The sequence below is a fragment of the Ruegeria sp. HKCCA5839 genome (assembly GCF_013035585.1).
Classification (GTDB): domain Bacteria; phylum Pseudomonadota; class Alphaproteobacteria; order Rhodobacterales; family Rhodobacteraceae; genus Ruegeria.
Genome location: NZ_WQIE01000001.1, coordinates 35,057 through 54,460, shown reverse-complemented (window position 1 = coordinate 54,460; position 19,404 = coordinate 35,057). Strand labels below are relative to the sequence as shown.

The window sequence follows — 19,404 nt, the reverse complement described above, 5'->3', positions numbered from 1 at the left end:
GGGATTCAGACAGCCATAGCTGCACCAAAATCTCTGCTTGAGAATTTTCTTCTCCAATTTGTGAATAAAATTGGCACCAGCGTTGTTCGCTTTTTACAAGGCAACGCTATGCTTTTTTTGATCACTTTGAGAATGGAGTAAGAATATGCGTCTGGTACTCGCTTCGGCCATCGCCCTTCAGGCATTTGCCTTTGCACCGATGGTTCATGCAGCAGGCGGAGGCGACAGCAGCCCGCCCAAGCCGACGAACACAACCAAGAAATGCCTGTTTGGCCGCGTCTATGACGAAGCTGCTGGCAAATGTGTAAAACCCAACAAGACAAATTTTTCCCAAGACCAATTATATGATGCCGTGCGCGAACTGGCCTATGACGGGCAGCTTGAACATGCGCAGGACATCTTGCGGGTTATGGATCAGGACGATGACCGGGTGAAAACCTATTGGGGCTTCACCTATCGCAAGATGGGCGAGATTGAACTGGCCAACCTGTTCTATCAGCAGGCCATTGACGCAAATCCCGACAACCTTCTGGCACGCAGCTACATGGGTCAGGGTTTTGTCGCCGAAGGCCGCACAGACCTGGCGATCGAACAATGGCGGGAAATCAAGGCGCGTGGCGGCGAAGGCACATGGGCCGAAGCCTCTCTGCGCGACGCGATCAGCACCGGGCTGACTTATAGCTACTGAGTTTCAGGGTTTCTTTACCCCGACCTCGCTAATCTGCCCGTGAATCACACTATGACTTCACGGGCAGATGCAAGACACAAACGCATTGGTACAGATGACGCCGGGCCGTCAACAACCTGTTGTCGACGCGGATGACGCGGCTACAAAGGTTGTACCGCGCAGACTGAACAGCCGGGAAAAGGCCGCCATTGTTGTGCGCCTGCTGCTGAACGAGGGCGCGGATATCCCGCTTGAGGAATTGCCCGATAGCTTGCAAGAAAAACTCACACATCAACTGGGCCAGATGGGCTTGGTGGATCGTGTGACCCTGGCCGCCGTGGCACAAGAGTTTGCCAATGCGCTGGACAGTGTCGGGCTGGCCTTTCCGCACGGGCTGGCTGGTGCTTTGGACGCGGTCAACGACAAGATAGCGCCTTCTACTGCCGCTCGGCTGCGCAAAGTGGCCGGTGTCCGTCAGATTGGGGACCCGTGGCAGCGGTTGCGCGAGGTGCCGATTGAAGATCTGGCCAAGATCGCGCAGGCCGAAAGCACCGAAGTTGCAGCGGTCATGCTGTCCAAGCTCGAAACCGCCAACGCAGCGCAATTGCTGGGCCATCTGCCCGGCCCTGTGGCACGCCGGATCACCTATGCGGTGTCGAAAACGGCCAATGTCACCCCAGACGCTGTAGAGCGGATCGGCTGGTCCCTGGCGGCCCAGTTGGATCAGCGCCCGACCCCGGCTTTCAAAGACGAACCCGGCGCACGGGTTGGAGCCATTCTCAACCAGTCGACAGCAACGACACGGGATGGGTTGCTGACCGCACTGGACGAAGAAGATGCCGATTTCGCAAACTCCGTCCGGCAATCGATCTTTATCTTTGCCCATATCCCCACACGCATCCTGCCCCGCGACATCCCCGCCGTTCTGCGCGGGGTGGATCAGCCCGTTCTGGTCTCCGCCCTCGCCGGTGCCGCAACCGAAGGCGACCAGGCCGCAGCCGAGTTCATGTTGTCCAACATGTCCACTCGGATGGCAGAAAACCTGCGCGAGGAAATGGCCGAACGAGGCAAGGTGAAATTGAGTGAGGCAGAAGACGCGATGTCTCAGATCGTCACGGCGATCCGGTCTTTGCTGGACGACGGAACCATCACCCTGGTTGAAACCGATGAGGACGACGAAGACTGACACAGCATCGCGCCCCCGCTTGCGCGGCTTGTGGTTGGCGAATTGTGGCGATATGTCTGGTGCCGAAAATCACAGCACTTGGTGAGTCCCCCGAATGCCCGTCGAAAAGTCGGACCGCAGCCGTCTCGAGCTTGCAGGCTACTATGCCATCAACTTGGCCCTAAAGGGTATTATCGGCGGAATGCGCTTGTTGCCTTACGAGCGCCGGATCGGTGCGATGGGCGCGATCATGCGCACACTGGCACCTCTGGTGGGATTTCGCACGCGCGTGCGGCGCAACCTGAAACTCACCTGCCCCGAGCTTTCAGAAGACGAAATCCGTCGCATCAGCCGCGCAGTACCCGACAATGCCGGCCGCGCGATCATGGAGCATTTCTCACCCGAAGGCTTCATCGAACGCCAAAGCAATGCCAAGGTTTCAGGCTCGGGTGTCGCCGCCTTTGACGAAGCAGTCGCCGAAGGGCGCCCGGTGATGATGATCACCGCCCATTTCGGCCATTACCTGGCCGCGCGGATTGCTTTGCAGGCACGCAGCGGCAAACCAATCGGCTGCCTCTATCGTCGGATGGCAAACCCCTATTTCAACGACATGTATGTGCAGGCATTCTACAAAACCGGTGCGCCCATGTTCGAACAGGGGCGCAAGGGCATGGTCGAGATGGTACGCTCGCTTAAGAAGGGCGGCATCATCGCCATCGTTTCCGATCTGCATGCCCATGGAGGTGAAGAACTGACCTTTTTCGGCAAGCCCGCCGTCACTTCGGTGCTCAACGCCGAACTGGCGATCAAATACAACGCTGTTCTGATCCCCTGCTATGCGGTCCGAGAGCCCAATGGCATCGACTTCGAGATCGTCCTGCACGATCCGGTTGCGCATACCGACCCTAAAACCATGACTCAGTACACCAATGACGACCTTGAAGGCATGGTGCGACAGCATATGGGCCAGTGGTTCTGGATCCACCGTCGCTGGAAGGCTTGGAACGGCTTGGGCGTTCAACCGCAAGACATGCCCTGATCACTTGACCTTGGTTGCCGCTACAATCGGGCCATGACCGACGCGTTGCACCAAGACCACGGCTGGCAGTGCCTCGGACAGAGATGCGCTGAATTTCTGTGGCGCGACCCCGTCCCAATGTCCGGCAATCTGCGTTTTCTCGACAACATTGGCATAGCTCAGGTCACGTCCTGCAAGCTCACCGCGTTTGATCGAGGCGTGTCGCATCGGTGAATACTGCACCACGCGAATTTCATAGGTCTGCCCTTGCGGCAATTCCACAGGGGTCACTTCAACCGTAACATCCTCACCCACGCGCGCAGCCTGCACATAGGCTTTTGGCGCTTCGGTCAGATACGAGTTGATTACCTCGGCCAACTCGGCAGCCTTTGCACCCACGACATCCTGCTGGCCGTTGATCACCATCTGAGGGGTATAGATCATCGTCCGGTCGCCCTCGCGCGCGTAGGCGCGTTGACGAAACGTATGATCCGGATGGGCATACTCGTCCTTCCATCCGATATAGTCCCAATAGTCCACATGCAGTGCCAGACCGATAATGTCATCCCGTTTGACCAGCTCTTCCAGGATACGATCGGCAGGCGGGCAGGATGAGCATCCCTGAGACGTGAACAGCTCGACCACAACCGGGTTTTGCTGGGCGTGGGCTGTGGGCGCAAGCAATAGAGATGCCAGCGCAAGGGCTGCGGCTCTGAACATTTGACTACTCGATCTGGTAAGCATTTCGGGCACAATACTTGCTTAACGGTTTCGCCTCCAATCAAGGTTTCGAGAGAGATACTGCAGTGTGACGCACAAAAATGTGTGCAATGGTATACAAAAATTGACGCAGATGGTCTGTAAGCTCTTGAACCGAAGGCCAACGTCATGCAGATACGCCTCAGCGAATCCCAAAATCCACGTCATTTGAGAGGGAGGCCATTAGATGCCCATCAAAGTCGGACAGGATACCGCCAAGACACGCCGCAGCCTGAGCGTGAATGGCAAGTCCATTTCCTATTACTCAATCCCCGCCGCGCAAGAGGCCGGTCTGGGCGATTTCTCGAAACTGCCTGCCGCGCTCAAAGTGGTGTTGGAAAACATGCTGCGGTTCGAGGATGACGGTTTCTCGGTCTCGGTCGACGACATCAAGGCCTTTGCCGAATGGGGTGCGAATGGCGGCAACAACCCGCGTGAAATCGCCTATCGCCCGGCCCGCGTATTGATGCAGGACTTCACCGGCGTTCCCGCCGTTGTGGACCTGGCCGCGATGCGCGACGGGATCAAAGGTCTGGGTGGCGACGCACAGAAGATCAACCCGCTGAACCCGGTGGATCTGGTCATCGACCACTCGGTCATGATCGACGAGTTCGGCAACCCGCGCGCCTTCCAGATGAATGTGGATCGCGAATATGAGCGCAACATGGAGCGCTACCAGTTCCTGAAATGGGGCCAGAACGCGTTCAACAACTTCCGCGTTGTTCCCCCCGGAACCGGTATCTGCCACCAGGTGAACCTGGAATATCTGGCCCAGACCGTCTGGACAGATACCGATCAGAACGGCGACGAGGTTGCGTACCCTGATACTCTGGTTGGCACCGACAGCCACACCACCATGGTCAACGGCATGGCCGTTCTGGGCTGGGGCGTTGGCGGGATCGAGGCCGAAGCCGCGATGCTGGGTCAGCCGATTTCGATGCTGATCCCCGAAGTGATTGGCTTTGAACTGACCGGCGCCATGGTCGAAGGCACCACCGGCACTGACCTGGTTCTGAAAGTTGTGGAAATGCTGCGCGAAAAAGGCGTGGTGGGCAAATTCGTCGAATTCTATGGCGAAGGTCTGGACCGTCTGCCGCTGGCCGACCGGGCGACGATTGCGAACATGGCGCCCGAATACGGCGCGACCTGTGGTTTCTTCCCGATCGACGGTGAAACTCTGCGCTACCTGCGGAACACAGGCCGTGACGAAGATCGGATCGCTCTGGTCGAAGCCTATGCGAAGGAAAACGGATTCTGGCGCGATGCAGATTACGCGCCGATCTATACCGACACCCTGTCGCTGGACATGGGCACCATCGTTCCCGCCATCTCGGGCCCGAAACGCCCGCAGGACTATGTGGCGCTGACCGATGCCAAAGCCGCATTCACTAAAGAAATGGCCGAGACCTTCAAGCGCCCCATGGGCAAGGAGGTCGCGGTCAAAGGTGAAGACTACACCATGGAATCGGGCAAGGTTGTGATCGCCTCGATCACCTCTTGCACCAACACCTCGAACCCGTATGTGATGATCGGCGCGGGCCTGGTGGCACGCAAAGCCGCGGCCTTGGGCCTGAACCGCAAACCGTGGGTCAAAACCTCGTTGGCACCGGGATCGCAGGTTGTTTCGGCTTATCTTGAGGCCGCCGGTCTGCAAGAGGATCTGGACAAGGTTGGCTTCAACCTTGTGGGCTATGGCTGCACCACTTGTATCGGTAACTCGGGACCCATCCAGCAAGAGATCTCGGAAGCCATTGCCGAGGGCGACCTGGTCGCAACCTCGGTCCTGTCGGGCAACCGCAACTTCGAAGGTCGGATCTCGCCTGATGTGCGCGCCAACTATCTGGCCTCGCCCCCGCTGGTCGTGGTTTACGCGCTGGCCGGAACGCTGGACATTGACCTCACGTCCGAGCCGATCGGCCAGGACAAAGATGGCAACGACGTCTTTATGAAAGACATCTGGCCTAGCCAAAGCGAGATTGCCGAACTGGTTGAGGCAACCGTGACCCGCGAGGCCTTCCAGTCGAAATACGCCGATGTGTTCAAGGGTGACGAGAAATGGCAGGAAGTCGAGGTTCCGCAGCAGGAAACCTATGACTGGCCACCAACCTCGACCTATATCCAGAACCCCCCCTATTTCCAGGGCATGGGGGCCGAGCCGGGCACCATCTCAAATATCGACGGCGCCAAGGTTCTGCTGATCCTGGGGGACATGATCACAACCGACCACATCTCGCCTGCTGGGTCCTTTGCAACAACCACACCTGCGGGCAAGTATCTGACAGAACGTCAAGTGGCACCGCGCGAGTTCAACTCGTACGGGTCGCGCCGTGGCAACCACGAGATCATGATGCGCGGCACCTTCGCCAATATCCGCGTCAAGAACGAGATGCTGGATGGTGTTGAAGGGGGCTATACCAAAGGCCCCGATGGTGCACAGACCTCGGTCTACGAGGCGTCCATGGCCTATCAGGAACAGGGCACGCCGCTGGTCGTCTTCGGTGGCGAGCAATATGGTGCGGGGTCTTCGCGCGACTGGGCGGCCAAAGGCACCGCGCTTTTGGGTGTGAAGGCTGTGATCGCCGAAAGCTTTGAGCGTATCCACCGCTCGAACCTGGTTGGAATGGGCGTCATCCCGTTCGAATTCACCGGTGGTGACACTCGCAAGACCCTGGGTCTGAAGGGTGATGAGACAGTTTCGATCCATGGTCTGGATACGATCCAACCGCTTCAGGAAGTGCCTTGTTCGATCGTCTACGGGGATGGTACCGAGAAGACGATCACCCTGAAATGCCGCATCGATACCGCGCCCGAGATTGAATACATCGAAAACGGCGGTGTTCTGCACTATGTTCTGCGCAACCTGGCCAAAGCGGGCTGAGCGCGAATAGCGGGTAGCATCTGAAAGGACGCCTTCGGGCGTCCTTTTTTCTTGCGAGGCTCTGCCTCGCGCTCCGAGGTATTTTTGAACAGAAGAAGTTGATTTTTCGCGATTTTGTCGATGTGATGAGCGCATGGACAAAGTTGCATTGATCACAGGCGGCGCGCGCGGCATTGGGCGTGCGATTGTCGAAGAGCTGAGGCGCGATCATCAGGTTGCGTTTACATATCTGAACTCAGAGCCGTCGGAGGAGCTGCTGCAAGGCAACGCTTTGGCGATGCGATCCGATCTGACTGAGGAAGGTCAGGCCGAGGCGGTTGTAGCGCAGGTGATTGCGCGGTTCGGGCAGTTGGATGTGATTGTGAACAATGCCGGTGCTGTACTCATGTCGCCGAAAGAAGCGTTTAACTGGCAGGACCAGCAGGCCATTTTGGATTTGAACCTGTCAGTTCCCGCGGCCTTGCTTTCTGCCGCGCTGCCGCATTTGAAAGCAGGCGCGGCGATCGTCAATATCTCATCAATCAACGCCGTGCTGCCCCCGCGCGGGGCCGCGACCTACGGGGCAAGCAAGGCGGGGCTGAACCTGTGGACCCGCGCCATGGCAAAGGAGCTGGGCCCGGAGGGGATCCGCGTGAATGCTGTTGCACCGGGTGCGATCAACATTCCCGAAGCCCCCCGGCCAGAGGAATTAACCGCGCTCTTTGTCAAGGACACAGCGCTGGGCCGAATTGGCAGGCCCGAGGATATCGCAAAGGCAGTACGGTTTTTGGCCTCGGATGCGGCCGATTTCATTACTGGCGAAATTCTGGGCGTTGGCGGAGGGTATCGCCTTTAGCGTAACGTTCAGTTTTGCGCGGCCTTTTCAAGCGCCGGGCGGATTGTGCTGGCGATCACCCGCTGGGTGATGGGGCCGGCAAAGCGCAGGACGATAGTGCCGTCACCGTCGATCACATAGGTTTCGGGCACGCCGTAAAGGCCCCAATCCAGCGCCATGCGTCCCTGCGCATCAGTACCGATGCCCGCATAGGGATCGCCCAGTTCATTCAGGAAGGCCTGCGCATTATCGGGCTGATCCTTGTAGTTCACGCCATAGACCGGAATGCCCTCATCCGACAGGGCTTGCAGGTTTGGATGCTCGGCCCGGCACGGCGCGCACCAACTGGCCCAATAATTGACCAGCTTGACCTCTCCGTCGCGCAGCGTGGCGTCATCAAAGCCCGTCTTGTCGGCAAAAGGTGTAAGTACCACAGGTGGTGCGGGTTGCCCTTCGCGCGCAGAGGGCAACGCGTCGGGGTCATCGCGGAACATGCCGATCCCGGCCAGAACGGCAAAAGCGCCAAAGATCAGCGGCGGCGCGATCATCAGGGGTGAGATCCTAGCCATTTCGGGTGACCCTCTGCTCGACCTGCTCCATCTGGGTGCGCACCTTGCGACCGCGGAGAAGGCTGAAGACCACCAACCCGATCAACAGCAGGATCGAGACCGCATAGGCTGACAGCACCGTGTCAGCGTATTTTCCAAGATCGGGGATCATCCACCTACCCTTTCACGTGCCAACAGTGCCCGCATGCGTCGGGCGCGAATTTCGGTGCCGGTGCGATAGAGCACAAGCGCGATGAACAGCAGGACAAAGCCAATGATGCAGAGCAGTAAGGGATAGAAGAAGACGTTGGAGACTTTTTCCTCTGTGTCGGTGCCCGTGATTGCACTGGCCCGCATCACCGACGCACCCTGATGCAACCCCTGATTCCAGAAGTTCACTGCATAGCGGCTGAGGATGGCAAAGACCGAGCCGACAAGGCAAAGGATAGAAGTCAAATCGGCGGCGGTGTCCGGGTCATCAATCGCCTGCCACAAGGCCACATAGCCCAGATAGAACAGGAACAGGATCAGGAACGAGGTCAGACGCGGATCCCAAGCCCACCATGTCCCCCACATCGGCTGCCCCCAGATTGCTCCGGTCGCCAGAGCGATCAAGGTCATCACGATGCCAACCGGTGCTGCGGCGCGTGCGGCCAGAGCGCTGACATGGTGGCGGCGGATCAGCCAGATCAATGAGGTTGCCAGCATCATCAGCCAGCAATTGATTGCCATCAGCGCAGAGGGCACATGCAAGTAGATGATCTTGACGGTCGAGCCCTGCTTGTAGTCATCGGGGGTGAAAAAGAACCCCCAGATCAGCCCGATCCCCACGCACAGCGCAGAGGTAACCCAGAAGAACGGCAAGACGCGTTCACTGGTCGCCAGGAATTTCTTGGGGTTGGCGTATTCCCAAACAGAGTTGGCTTTGGCTGCAATTGTCATGTGCTGTATCTAGTCTGACTCGGCCCGGTTCTCAATTGACATCAATCAATCGCGCCCACTTGTCACCGAAGATTGACACGTAAAACCGCCGCGCTGGCAAAAGGCAGCAGCGCCACAGTGGCTGCGGTTATGCCAGCCAGCATCAGCAAGGGGGTTTCAACCTCCATGCCGATGGCGCCGCGTCGGGCGACCTCGGCCCCGTAGATCAGTGTGGGGACGTAAAGCGGCAGAACCAGAAGCGACAGCAGCAAGCCACCGCGCTTCAGCCCCACGGTCAGGGCTGCTCCGAAGGTTCCGATCACGCTGAGCGCCGGGGTGCCCAGCAAGAGTGAGATCACCAGCCAGACATAGCCCTGTCCGGGCAGGCTGAGCAGCACACCCAGAACCGGCGCGGCCAGAACCAGGGGCAGCCCGGTGGTGATCCAATGCGCCAGCGCCTTGATCGAAACAACGCCTTCCAGCGGCAGCGGGGCAGTGGCCAGCAGATCAAGCGAGCCGTCCTCCCAATCCAGCGCCAGCAGTCGGTCGAGGGATAGAAGACAGGCCAGGAGCGCGCCAAGCCACAGGACGCCCGGTGCAATTGTGGCGAGCAGCGCCGATTGCGGCCCAACCGAAAAGGGAACCAGGATAGTCACGATCAGGAAAAAGGCCAGCCCCAGGCCGAACCCGCCTCCAGCCCGGATGGCGAGTTTGAGGTCGCGCAGCAGTAGGGCGATCACAGGAACCCTCCATCCGTGTCGTCGATCGGTTTTGGTTTGGCTTTGAAGGGCGCCAGTTCCAAAACCTTGGCGTCGAGACCAAGGTCGATATGGGTTGCGATCAGGGCCGAACCGCCCTGCCCCAAATGCGCGCGGATGGCGGTGGCGAACAAAGCCACGGCGTTCTGGTCCAGCGAGACTGTGGGTTCATCCAGGATCCAGATCGGACGGCCCGTGACCAGCATGCGCGCCAGACCCAAGCGCCGCTTTTGCCCGGCCGAGAGCTGCCCGGCGGGGCGGTCCACCAGGTCGCTCAGAGCAAAGGCTTGCAGCGCCGGGTTGATATCTGCGGTGCCGAAGACCGAGGCCCAGAATCTAAGATTCTCGGTCACGGTCAGGGTTGGCTTAATTCCGTCCGCGTGTGAGGCATAGGCTATCTGGTCCTCTGCCCCAGCGATCTGCCCTGACAAGGCGGGCTGCAACCCGGCCAGGGTGCGCAAGAGCGTGGTTTTTCCGATCCCGTTGGGCCCGCGTAGGATCAGCACCGCGCTCGGGTGCAGCGTAAAGCTGAGCCCTTCGAGCACAGGGATGCCACCACGGGCGATGGCCAGATCGGAAACCTTTAGCGTCATGAAACCCGCTTAACTGATTGTCGGGCCGCGCAAAAGGTGGGATTTGCCGCAGGAATACCCCCGGCTGTGGTTGGTGCGGGACGGCGTGAGCGGCCAGTCCGTCATACACCATCGGGTGATTTCAGCCAGATGAAGGCGGATCCCGTCAAACAGGAAGCAGTGCCAATGCAATGCGGCGACCTTCGGAAAGCAGCACATTATAGGTCCGGCAGGCGGCGGGAGAATTCATGATTTCGACGCCCAGGCCCGCGGATTCCAACTGGCTGCGCAGGTCTGACGGGATATGCGCCATCTCGGACCCGGTTCCGATCAGGATGACATCCACGTGGGTGGCCAGATCAAGCAGCGGGTCCGCGTCGCTGAGGCCGCCCCAGGCAGAAGTACCGGTGGGGCCAGTAAGGACCGCGCCGTCGTGGACCTGTCCGCCGATGCGGAAGAATCCGGGGCCGTATCCGTCGACGGGCTTTGCATCGCTATAGGTGATTTCGTTCAGTCGCATAGGTCTTTCTAGCTCCAAATTGGCAGGCCAGACAAGGCGGCGGCGGCGATGACCACATAGGCTGCACCGCGATAGAGATGTTCCTTTTCGGGGCGGAAGACCCAGCCGCCCAGCAGGTTACCCACCACATTCGGGATTGCCAGCACTAGGCCCAGCGATGCGGTTGTCCAACTGAGTTCTCCCATCCCGGTCAGATAACCCAGCATCAGGACGTCGAAGCCCAAGAGGAAGAGCAGGATCGTGGCGCGGATCACCGCAACCGGCAGCGGGCGCGACATGTAGAACAGGATCACCGCAGGGCCTGGCAGCCCCGCGATACCTCCCAGGAACCCGGCAGCGGCACCCGTGCCAAAGACCATCGGGCCGGTTACAGTCCCGCGATAGCGCAGGCCAAAGATCAAGATAACCAGCATCGTCAGCGACAACCCACTGACCACATAGCGAAAGACCTCGGGCTCGGTTCGACCGAGCAGCCAGAGACCCACTGGTAGAATCAGGCCGCAAGCCAGCAGCAGGCGGGCGAGATCGGGTTTGTTCACATCCGCCCAGGCGCGGCGCAGATTTGGCAGGGGGCCAAAGACATCCATGATCACCAAGGCGATAATGGCACCGAATGGGCCCAGGAACGGGCTTGCGATGGGTAGGAAGACCAATGCAGTGCCAAAGCCGGAGAAGCCGCGGACGATGCCGCCCAGCAACGCTCCGACTATGATTATGGCCAGCCCCTGTGGGGACTGGCCGAAAAGCTCAGGCATCGATATTTGCGAATTGGTTGCCCGCCGTGTTTGACGGTTTCGACCAGTCGCGCTTGACCCCCAGCCACAGCAGAATGGTCGAGGCCACAAAGACCGACGAATAAGTGCCCACGATCACGCCCCAGATCATCGCAAAGACAAAGCCCCGGATCACGTCACCGCCCAGCACATAGAGCGAGATCAGCGCCAGCAATGTGGTCACCGAGGTCATCACCGTCCGGCTGAGGGTTTCGTTGATCGAGATGTTCAGTACCTCTTTGAGGTCTTTCTTTTTGTATTTCCGCAGGTTTTCGCGCACGCGATCAAAGACCACCACGGTGTCATTCAACGAGTAACCCACGATGGTCAGAAGGGCCGCGATGATGGCCAGGTCAAAGCGGATTTGCAGTTCCGAGAAGATGCCGATGGTCAGGATCACATCGTGCACCAATGCGGCCACCGCGCCCAGTGCGAACTGCCATTCAAAGCGCAGCCAGATATAGACCAAGACCGCGCCAATCGCGAGAACCACCGCGATAACGGCGGTCTGGATCAACTCGCCCGAGACTTTGGGGCCGACGGATTCGACGGATTCAAAAGGCAGTTTCAACCCCGCATCGGCAGCGGCAAGAACTTCACCGACCTGCGTGATCATATCGGCGCTTACCGCTTCGGCCCCTTCCTGGGCCTGTATGCGGATCATTGCGACATGCTCATCGGGGCCAAAGGTTGGGTCAAAGATCTCGGTGATCGAGACATCTCCTAATTCCAACGGAGCAATGGCATCACGGTATGCCCCGACATCAATCGGCTGCGTACTTTCGGTGCGGATCGTGGTCCCACCTCGGAAATCAATGCCGAAATTCAGCCCTTGCAGCATGAAGGACGCAAAGGCGATGACCATCATAAGGCCCGAAATGCCCAGCCAGATTTTCCAGCGGCTGAAGAAATCGAACGAGGTTTGTTGGGGGACGAGTTTCAGTCTCATGATCAAACCTCGATCGTTTTGGGGCGGCGGCGTTCGAACCACATCACGATCATCAGACGGGTCACGAAGATCGCAGTGAAGACCGAGGTGAGAATACCCAAGCCCAATGTGATGGCAAAGCCGCGCACGGGGCCGCTGCCCATGGCAAACAGGATCACGGCGGTGATGAATGTGGTGACGTTGGCGTCCAGAATGGCCGACAACGCCTTTTCATAGCCCAGCTCAATGGCGCGGGCCGGGCCTTTGGCCGATTTCAACTCTTCCCGGATGCGCTCAAAGATCAGCACGTTGGCATCCACCGCCATGCCGACGGTCAGCACGATCCCTGCGATACCCGGCAAGGTCAGCGTGGCCCCGATCAGCGACAGCAGGCCAAAGAGAAGCCCAACGTTGATGATCAGCGCGATATTGGCGAAGACGCCGAATAGGCCGTAGCTGAGGCCCATGAAGGCCAGAACCGCCACAAAGGCCACGATGGTGGCGACTTTACCGGCGTCGATACTGTCTTGCCCCAGTTCCGGGCCGATGGTGCGTTCTTCGAGAAACTCCAGTTCCGCAGGCAAGGCCCCTGCCCGCAGCAACACGGCCAGGTTGGTGCTTTCCTCGACGGTGAAATTGCCGGTGATGATGCCCGATCCGCCCGGGATATGGCTTTGAATCACCGGGGCCGAGATCACCTCGTCATCCAGAACGATGGCGAAGGGCGCACCGATATTCTCTAGCGTATAGTCGCCGAATTTACGCGCGCCAGATGTGTTGAACCGAAAGCTGACCGCCGGGCGACCATTCTGGTCAAAAGCGGGCTGCGCATCGACCAGTTCTTCGCCAGTGACGACCGGCGATGAATCCAAAGTGTAGTAGACGTCAGGCTCGTCCAATGACGGCGCAAGCTTCTCACCTATTCCAACCGAGGCGTTCTCATCCGTTCCGCGCCCCAAAACCGGGTTGAACGTCAGCTGTGCCGTGGTTCCGATGATCTCTTTCAGCTCACCCGCGCTGCCGATCCCGGGGACCTGAATCAGGATACGATCCGCGCCCTGACGTTGGATCGTCGGTTCGCGCGTGCCAACCTCGTCGATCCTGCGGCGGACGATCTCAAGCGATTGCCGCACGGTCCGATCATCAGTGGCCAGCTTCTCGGCTTCGGACAGCTGCACGATGATTGTGTCACCCTGCGCCCGCGCTTCAATATCGGTGGCCCCGACACCGCTGAGCGTTTGCACCTGACGGGCCAGACCGCGCACCACTTCAAGCGCGCGGGGCATACCCTCGGGCTGGCTGATGCGCAGACGGATCTCGTCTGGGGGCGATTCCTGCCGACGGATAGTGCCAACCGTCGCACGCTCATCCCGCAACGCGTCGCGGATTTCCGGCCACATCGCCTCCATCCGGGATTCGTAGACATCCTCGACCTTTACTTCGGCCAGCAGATGCGCACCGCCGCGCAGGTCGAGGCCCAGATTGACAAGCGATGAGGGCAACCAATTGGGCCATTCCGCCGCTTCGGCCTGATTTTCCGGCGTGTCCACACCAAGCTCAATCGCGGCCTTGGCGTCGTTCGACGTTTCGACGCGTGTGTAAAACGCATTCGGCAGAGCCATAAAAAGGCCGATCACGCAGACCGACCAGATCAGAACCCGCTTCCAGGTATCAATTTGCAGCATTACCCTGCCTTTTCAACGGAGTATCGCGCGAAGTTACTTCGCTGGTTCGGTTTTGTTCAGGACCTGAGCAATGGTGGCCTGCACCACACGAACCTTGACGCCATCGGCAATTTCGACCTCAAGCTCTCCGTCATCCTTGACCTTGGCAACTTTGCCGATCAGCCCGCCTTGGGTCACAACCTGATCCCCGCGCCGCAGAGCATCCACCATGGCCTTGTGCTCTTTCATCTTTTTCTGCTGCGGACGGATCAGCAGGAAATACATGATCCCGAAAATCAGGATCAGCGGGAGAAACTGGGCGATTGCGCCACCTTCCATGGGATATTCCTTTGTTCTGTGGATGCGGAGCTGTCCGCAAATTTGGCCGGAACCTATGCGTTGATCCGTGGCTTTGCAAGGTAAGGCGGCACTCTGGCGCGGCAACTCTTTTCGCGGTCTTCGCTTTGAAGAACGAACAAGCTCAGAAAACTGCTAGGAAAATATGCGGGTTTCGATATACTTTCCGCTCAGGAGATGCAATGAGAAGCACTTATAACCCCTTCCGATTGCTTAGGCTTTTGATTTCGACCGTGGTTCTTTCAATCATGGTTTCGACATCAATCTACGCGCAAGAGGTGCCGCCGGAACTGCCGGAACCTGCGGACAGCGAAAGCGACAGTTTCAAGGCCCCGGTGATCATTGATGGGGATATGCTGTTTTTCTTGCGCGGCTCCAGCGCGCTGCCCGCGCCAGAACGGGCAGAGACGGTGCAGAACGCGATAATCCAAGTCGCCGAGGCGTCCGACGACACGGACGTCGAAATCACCTTTGAAGACACAGAATTGGGCACGCGCATCCTGGCCGATGGTGTCATTGTCTCGATTGTTACAGTCGCGGATGCCGAACTGGATCAGATGGAATTGGATGTCCTGAGCTTTTTGCATGGGCAGGCCATCGAAGAAGCGATCACCACCTACCGCGCCAACCGGACCGACGAAGCCTTGGTTTCGGGCGCGATTGAAGCCGGTGTTTGGACCATCGGCTTTGCTGTCTTTGTGGTGGTCATCCTTTGGCTGCATAGACGCATCAGACGCCGCACGCTGAAAGTGGTGAAGCGCTATCTCAAGGATGTCGAGACCGCTACGGCCAAGAGCGTTCAGGCCGAAGCGATTGCTGCCCTGATCCGCTATGCTTTGAACTTTTTGCTGCTCATCATCTTCTTCCTGGGTTTTTACTATTACCTGACCTTTGTCCTTATGGCCTTTGCCGAGACAAGGTACCTTGCCCAGCTGCTGCTGACCTATTTGACCGAACCTGTTCTGCTGATCTTCAAGGGCATTCTCAGCTACATTCCCAACCTGATCATGCTGGGGATTATCTCGTGGATTACACTATACATTATCAAAGGCTTGCGAGTGTTTTTTGATGCGGTCGAAGCCGGCACGTTCGACCTGGGAGACTTCGAAAAACACTGGGTCAACCCGACCTTCAATATCGCACGCGTCGTCATCGTTTTGATCGCATTGGTCTTTGCGGTGCCCTATATACCCGGCTCGGATTCGGCAGCGTTCCAAGGACTGACCATTCTGGTTGGCGCGATGCTGTCGCTAGGTGCGAACTCGGTCGTGTCAAATATGTTGGCGGGCCTGTTTGTGATCTATCGCCGTTCAACCTCGATCGGTGACCGGATTCAGATCGGTGAACATATTGGGGATGTGGTCGAAATCAAACTGATGGAGACACATCTGAAATCCATCAAGAATGAGCTGATCTCGATCCCGAACGGGCAGCTGATGAATTCGGATGTGGTGAACTTTTCGAAAAAGACCGACGGTAGCGGGTTGTTGCTGCATACCACGGTTGGGATCGGCTACGAAGAACCGCCCGAGAAGGTCGAGGCGATGCTGGTCGAAGCCGCCAATCGCACCAAGGGTCTCAAGGCCAAGCCCGAACCCTTTGTACTGTGGACCGCGCTGGCGGATTACGCGATCAACTATCAGATCAACGGCTATACCACGCGGGGCAGTATTATTCCCAAGATCCGATCAGATCTGCATCGTAACATCGTGGCCGTGTTCAATGAGAACAACGTTCAGATCATGACGCCCTCTTACATGGCGGACCCGCCCGAACCCAAGATACCGGCCGAAGAATGGGACGGTCATCTGGCACATCAGCAAGGGGTGCCAGACAGTTAGCGCAATTTGGGCAACCAGTGCTACACCCTTGCAGCCATATGGTGCATAAGCAGCTTCAGTGATTCACCTATCAAGGATCTGAGATATGCACGACATCCGCGCCATTCGCGAAAACCCTGCCGCCTTCGACGCCGCCCTTGCGCGCCGTGGGGACGCGCCGGTGTCGTCAGATCTGTTGCGACTGGACGAGAGCCGCCGGGCCAAGATCCTGGCAGCTGAAACCGCACAGGCTGAACAGAACAAGGCCAGCAAAGAGGTCGGCGCAGCCAAGGGTCGCGGAGATGAGGCCGAGTTTGAGCGGCTGCGCGCCTTGGTCGCAGAAAAGAAGGCCGAGATCGCTCGAATGCAGACCGAGGCCAAGGACCTTGATGCTCTGCTGACCGATCAACTTGCGCGCATTCCCAACCTGCCTGCCGATGACGTCCCGCAAGGGGCTGACGAAGACGACAATGTCGAAGTCAGCCGCTGGGGCACACCACGCGCGTTCGATTTCGAGCCAAAAGAGCACTATGAAATCCCTGCCGTCGCTGCGGGCATGGATTTCGAAACGGCGGCCAAGACCAGCGGCAGCCGCTTTGTGAACCTGTCCAAAGGCGTCGCGCGCATTCACCGCGCGCTGTCTCAGTTCATGCTGGACACCCATATCGACAAGAACGGATTGACCGAAATGCAAGTTCCGGTTCTGGTCCGGGACGAGGCGATGTACGGCACCGACAAACTGCCGAAATTCGGCGAAGAGAGCTATCAAACCACCAATGGCTGGTGGTTGATCCCCACGTCCGAGGTTACCCTGACCTATTCGGTGGCGGGTGACATTCTGGACGAAGCCGCCCTGCCCATTCGCATGACCGCCCATACCGCCTGTTTCCGGTCCGAGGCTGGCAGCGCTGGTAAGGATACCGCCGGGATGCTGCGCCAGCACCAGTTCGAAAAGGTCGAGATGGTCTCGATCACACATCCGGACAAGTCCGATGAGGAGCAGAAACGCATGCTGCGCTGCGCTGAGGATTTGTTGGAGCAGTTGGGCATCCCCTATCGCACCGTTGTCCTGTGCACCGGGGATATGGGCTTTGGCGCGCGTCGGACCTTCGATATCGAAGCCTGGTTGCCCGGTCAGGACGCGTATCGCGAGATCAGCTCGGTCTCGACCACCGGCGCCTTTCAGGCCCGCCGCATGAACGCGCGTTTCCGCCCCGAAAGTGGTGGCAAGCCGGAATATGTTCACACGCTGAACGGCTCGGGCCTGGCCGTCGGCCGTTGCCTGATTGCGGTCTTGGAAAACGGTCAGAATGCAGACGGCACTGTCACCCTGCCCGAAGTGCTGGCGCCCTATCTGGGTGGCAAACGTACTCTGACAGCGGACGGAACGCTGACATAAGAAAACCGGCGCGTCGGCAGACGAACCGGTTCCGATACAACGGGCGAGGAAGGTTTACTTCTTCGCCTTTTTCTTATCCTTTTTCTTATCCGATTTTTTCTTGTCCTTCGATTTGGACTTTTTGTCCTTCTTGGACTTTTCCTTCACCTTCTCTTTGGCTTTCTTGAAGGCGGTTTCGATCTCGGATTTCTTTTTGGCGGCTTTTTCGGCCTTGGCTTTGGCCTTGGCCTTTTTCTTGGCCTTCGCCTCGGCAGCGGCCTTTTCTGCTGCAGCTTTTTCTGCGGCGGCCTTTTCTTCCGCTGCTTTCTGCTCGGCCGCTTTCTTTTCCGCCGCCGCCTTTTTGGCAGCAGCAGTGGCGCGGGCTGGCGCAGTGGACCGGCGCGCCGCCGATCTGGTCGCAGGTTTGCGTGCAGCGGGCTTGCGCGTGGCCGGTGCCTTGGCCGCCGGTCTCGTCTGACCCGCCTCTTTCGCAGCCGCGATCAGAGCAACCGCACGCGCGGAACCGATACGTGGAACCTTCAGCAGATCTTCAGGTGTGGCCTTGGCCAGGTCTTCGGCCGTCTTGAAACCGGCACCACTCAAAGCCTGAGCCAATGCTGACCCCACTCCGCGCACCTCGGTAACTGCTGTCATTGTTGGTCCTCTCACTAACGTCTCAGGCAACGGTATATACACAGCATATACACTTACGCAAGCCTATGCCTTGAATAGAAGTTTCGCTGCTAACTGCTCTGCGCCAACCTGATGTCTGAGTCGGGCTTTGGAAATGGCACCAGGCGTTTGGCATCCTCATCCCAAAGTTTCAGGTTCAAAGCCGCCACCGCCTCGGGGAATTTGATCCGCCGCGGGGTGTACTCTTCGGGCAGGTTATAGTGGCAGGCCCGCAACCGGTAGGATGGGATGCGCGCGTTGAAATGGTGGATGTCATGCAGCGTGATACACGCCACCGCATTGTCGAACCACCACCCGAAATCCAGCGCGGACGAGCCTTGAAGCGCTGCAATTTTCGGATCCAATTCGGGTCTACGGTCCCAATAGGTGTCTTCGAAATTGTGTTGCAGATACACCAGAAAGACGCCCAGCATCCCGCCCACAAAGGAAAAGACCAGCCAGACCAGCACACCGGTTGCTCCGGCGATCAGATAGAGCAGCCCAAGGAAAACCACGATGGACAGGTTGTGCAGAAAAACTCCGGTCACACCAAAGCGCAGCGTATTCTTGGGCCAGCGATAGCGAATGAAATAGGTGAACAGAGCGCCTACCGGTACAAGGATGAACGGATTGCGATAAAGCCTGTAAAACAGGCGCGTTTTCCAGTCGGCTGCGTTCCATTCCCGCAAGGTCATGGTGTGGATTTCACCGGTTTCGCGATGCTCCAGGTTGCCGATGCCCGAATGATGCAGGTTATGGTTCTGCTTCATCACCTCAAAGGGGGCAAAGGTGAAGGGCGACAAACCATGCCCGGCCCATTCATTTTGCGCGCGTGTTTCGAACAGGGAATGATGGCCGCAATCATGCTGAAGCACATAGAGACGCACAGCGGAAAAGGCAAAGACGATGCCTGCGGGCAGCATGATGTACCACTGTTCAACATAGGCAATCGCCAACGCCAGCGACGCGAAATACACCGCAAAGGTTCCAAAATAGCTCAACGCAGCCAGTCGATTGTCCTGCACTGCGTATTGTCTTGTGTATTCTCTCAGATCCATCAAGTCCTGTCCCCACAGTGGCCCGGCCAATTCACCTTTCAAACTAGATGCGGTTGACCCGCAGACAAGCAGCTTGCACGCAAAACGGGAGGCGCGCGGGTTAAGGGTATCGCGATGACACTAGCCTGTCACGC

Annotated in this window: 20 protein-coding genes; 7 read left to right on the top strand and 13 right to left on the bottom strand. The window is 58.3% G+C overall.

Translation table 11 applies throughout. The features are described 5' to 3' along the window. Positions 1-145 precede the first annotated feature (145 nt). The 3 genes from GOV38_RS00250 (at position 146) to GOV38_RS00240 (ending at position 2,871) form a co-directional block, all read left to right on the top strand. The gene (locus tag GOV38_RS00250) at positions 146-688 is read left to right on the top strand and encodes a tetratricopeptide repeat protein (RefSeq protein ID WP_171130133.1); all 543 of its coding nucleotides are present in this window, start codon (positions 146-148) and stop codon (positions 686-688) included. 94 nt (positions 689-782) lie between these two features. Beyond that, the gene (locus tag GOV38_RS00245) at positions 783-1,853 is read left to right on the top strand and encodes a FliG C-terminal domain-containing protein (RefSeq protein ID WP_171207915.1); all 1,071 of its coding nucleotides are present in this window, start codon (positions 783-785) and stop codon (positions 1,851-1,853) included. Between the two features lie 94 nt (positions 1,854-1,947). Further along, positions 1,948-2,871 carry a lysophospholipid acyltransferase family protein gene (locus GOV38_RS00240; RefSeq protein WP_171207211.1) on the top strand — a complete coding sequence of 308 codons (924 nt, stop codon included), beginning with the start codon at positions 1,948-1,950 and terminating at the stop codon, positions 2,869-2,871. Here GOV38_RS00240 and GOV38_RS00235 read toward each other — a convergent pair whose 3' ends face one another. Further along, positions 2,872-3,570 (bottom strand): thioredoxin family protein, encoded by a 699-nt coding sequence (locus GOV38_RS00235; RefSeq protein WP_171207210.1) that lies wholly within the window; start codon positions 3,568-3,570, stop codon positions 2,872-2,874. Between the two features lie 226 nt (positions 3,571-3,796). On the opposite strand from GOV38_RS00235, the gene acnA reads away from it, so the two are divergent. Further along, entirely contained in the window at positions 3,797-6,487 is a 2,691-nt protein-coding gene (gene acnA, locus GOV38_RS00230) for an aconitate hydratase AcnA (protein ID WP_171207209.1), read from the top strand. Between the two features lie 133 nt (positions 6,488-6,620). After that, positions 6,621-7,322, top strand: a complete 702-nt coding sequence (locus GOV38_RS00225) for an SDR family NAD(P)-dependent oxidoreductase (RefSeq protein ID WP_171207208.1) — start codon at positions 6,621-6,623, stop codon at positions 7,320-7,322. 8 nt (positions 7,323-7,330) lie between these two features. Here the strand turns inward: GOV38_RS00225 and GOV38_RS00220 are convergent, their stop codons facing one another. From GOV38_RS00220 to yajC, 10 genes are all read right to left on the bottom strand, one after another. After that, entirely contained in the window at positions 7,331-7,870 is a 540-nt protein-coding gene (locus tag GOV38_RS00220) for a DsbE family thiol:disulfide interchange protein (RefSeq protein WP_171207207.1), read from the bottom strand. After that, on the bottom strand, positions 7,863-8,021 hold the full coding sequence (ccmD, locus tag GOV38_RS00215; protein ID WP_171099817.1) for a heme exporter protein CcmD: 159 nt from the start codon (positions 8,019-8,021) through the stop codon (positions 7,863-7,865). Before ccmD ends, GOV38_RS00220 begins: the two co-directional genes overlap by 8 nt. Continuing rightward, the gene (locus GOV38_RS00210) at positions 8,018-8,791 is read right to left on the bottom strand and encodes a heme ABC transporter permease (RefSeq protein WP_171207206.1); all 774 of its coding nucleotides are present in this window, start codon (positions 8,789-8,791) and stop codon (positions 8,018-8,020) included. Before GOV38_RS00210 ends, ccmD begins: the two co-directional genes overlap by 4 nt. A 62-nt stretch (positions 8,792-8,853) precedes the next feature. Next, positions 8,854-9,510 carry a heme exporter protein CcmB gene (ccmB, locus tag GOV38_RS00205; RefSeq protein WP_171099821.1) on the bottom strand — a complete coding sequence of 219 codons (657 nt, stop codon included), beginning with the start codon at positions 9,508-9,510 and terminating at the stop codon, positions 8,854-8,856. Then, a complete protein-coding gene (gene ccmA, locus GOV38_RS00200) occupies positions 9,507-10,121 on the bottom strand; it encodes a heme ABC exporter ATP-binding protein CcmA (RefSeq protein ID WP_171207205.1) in 615 nt (204 codons plus the stop codon). The genes ccmB and ccmA overlap by 4 nt, the downstream gene beginning before the upstream one ends. Positions 10,122-10,266: 145 nt before the next feature. Further along, complete coding sequence (locus GOV38_RS00195) at positions 10,267-10,620, bottom strand: Mth938-like domain-containing protein (RefSeq protein WP_171207204.1); 354 nt, start codon at positions 10,618-10,620, stop codon at positions 10,267-10,269. Positions 10,621-10,628: 8 nt separating this feature from the next. Beyond that, complete coding sequence (locus GOV38_RS00190) at positions 10,629-11,375, bottom strand: sulfite exporter TauE/SafE family protein (protein ID WP_171207203.1); 747 nt, start codon at positions 11,373-11,375, stop codon at positions 10,629-10,631. Then, the gene (gene secF / locus GOV38_RS00185) at positions 11,368-12,342 is read right to left on the bottom strand and encodes a protein translocase subunit SecF (protein WP_171207202.1); all 975 of its coding nucleotides are present in this window, start codon (positions 12,340-12,342) and stop codon (positions 11,368-11,370) included. Before secF ends, GOV38_RS00190 begins: the two co-directional genes overlap by 8 nt. 2 nt (positions 12,343-12,344) lie before the next feature. Further along, positions 12,345-14,006, bottom strand: coding sequence for a protein translocase subunit SecD (gene secD / locus GOV38_RS00180; protein WP_171207201.1), 1,662 nt, complete (start codon positions 14,004-14,006; stop codon positions 12,345-12,347). Positions 14,007-14,039: 33 nt separating this feature from the next. Next, positions 14,040-14,324, bottom strand: coding sequence for a preprotein translocase subunit YajC (gene yajC, locus GOV38_RS00175; protein WP_171099832.1), 285 nt, complete (start codon positions 14,322-14,324; stop codon positions 14,040-14,042). 200 nt (positions 14,325-14,524) lie between these two features. Between yajC and GOV38_RS00170 the strand changes: the two genes are divergently transcribed. Together GOV38_RS00170 and serS are read left to right on the top strand one after the other, a co-directional pair. Beyond that, positions 14,525-16,183, top strand: a complete 1,659-nt coding sequence (locus tag GOV38_RS00170; RefSeq protein ID WP_171207200.1) for a mechanosensitive ion channel family protein — start codon at positions 14,525-14,527, stop codon at positions 16,181-16,183. 85 nt (positions 16,184-16,268) lie between these two features. Continuing rightward, entirely contained in the window at positions 16,269-17,561 is a 1,293-nt protein-coding gene (serS, locus tag GOV38_RS00165) for a serine--tRNA ligase (protein ID WP_171207199.1), read from the top strand. A gap of 54 nt (positions 17,562-17,615) precedes the next feature. Here serS and GOV38_RS00160 read toward each other — a convergent pair whose 3' ends face one another. After that, entirely contained in the window at positions 17,616-18,194 is a 579-nt protein-coding gene (locus GOV38_RS00160; protein WP_171207198.1) for a helix-hairpin-helix domain-containing protein, read from the bottom strand. An 89-nt stretch (positions 18,195-18,283) separates the two neighbouring features. Continuing rightward, a complete protein-coding gene (locus GOV38_RS00155) occupies positions 18,284-19,270 on the bottom strand; it encodes a fatty acid desaturase (protein WP_171207197.1) in 987 nt (328 codons plus the stop codon). Positions 19,271-19,404 lie beyond the last annotated feature (134 nt).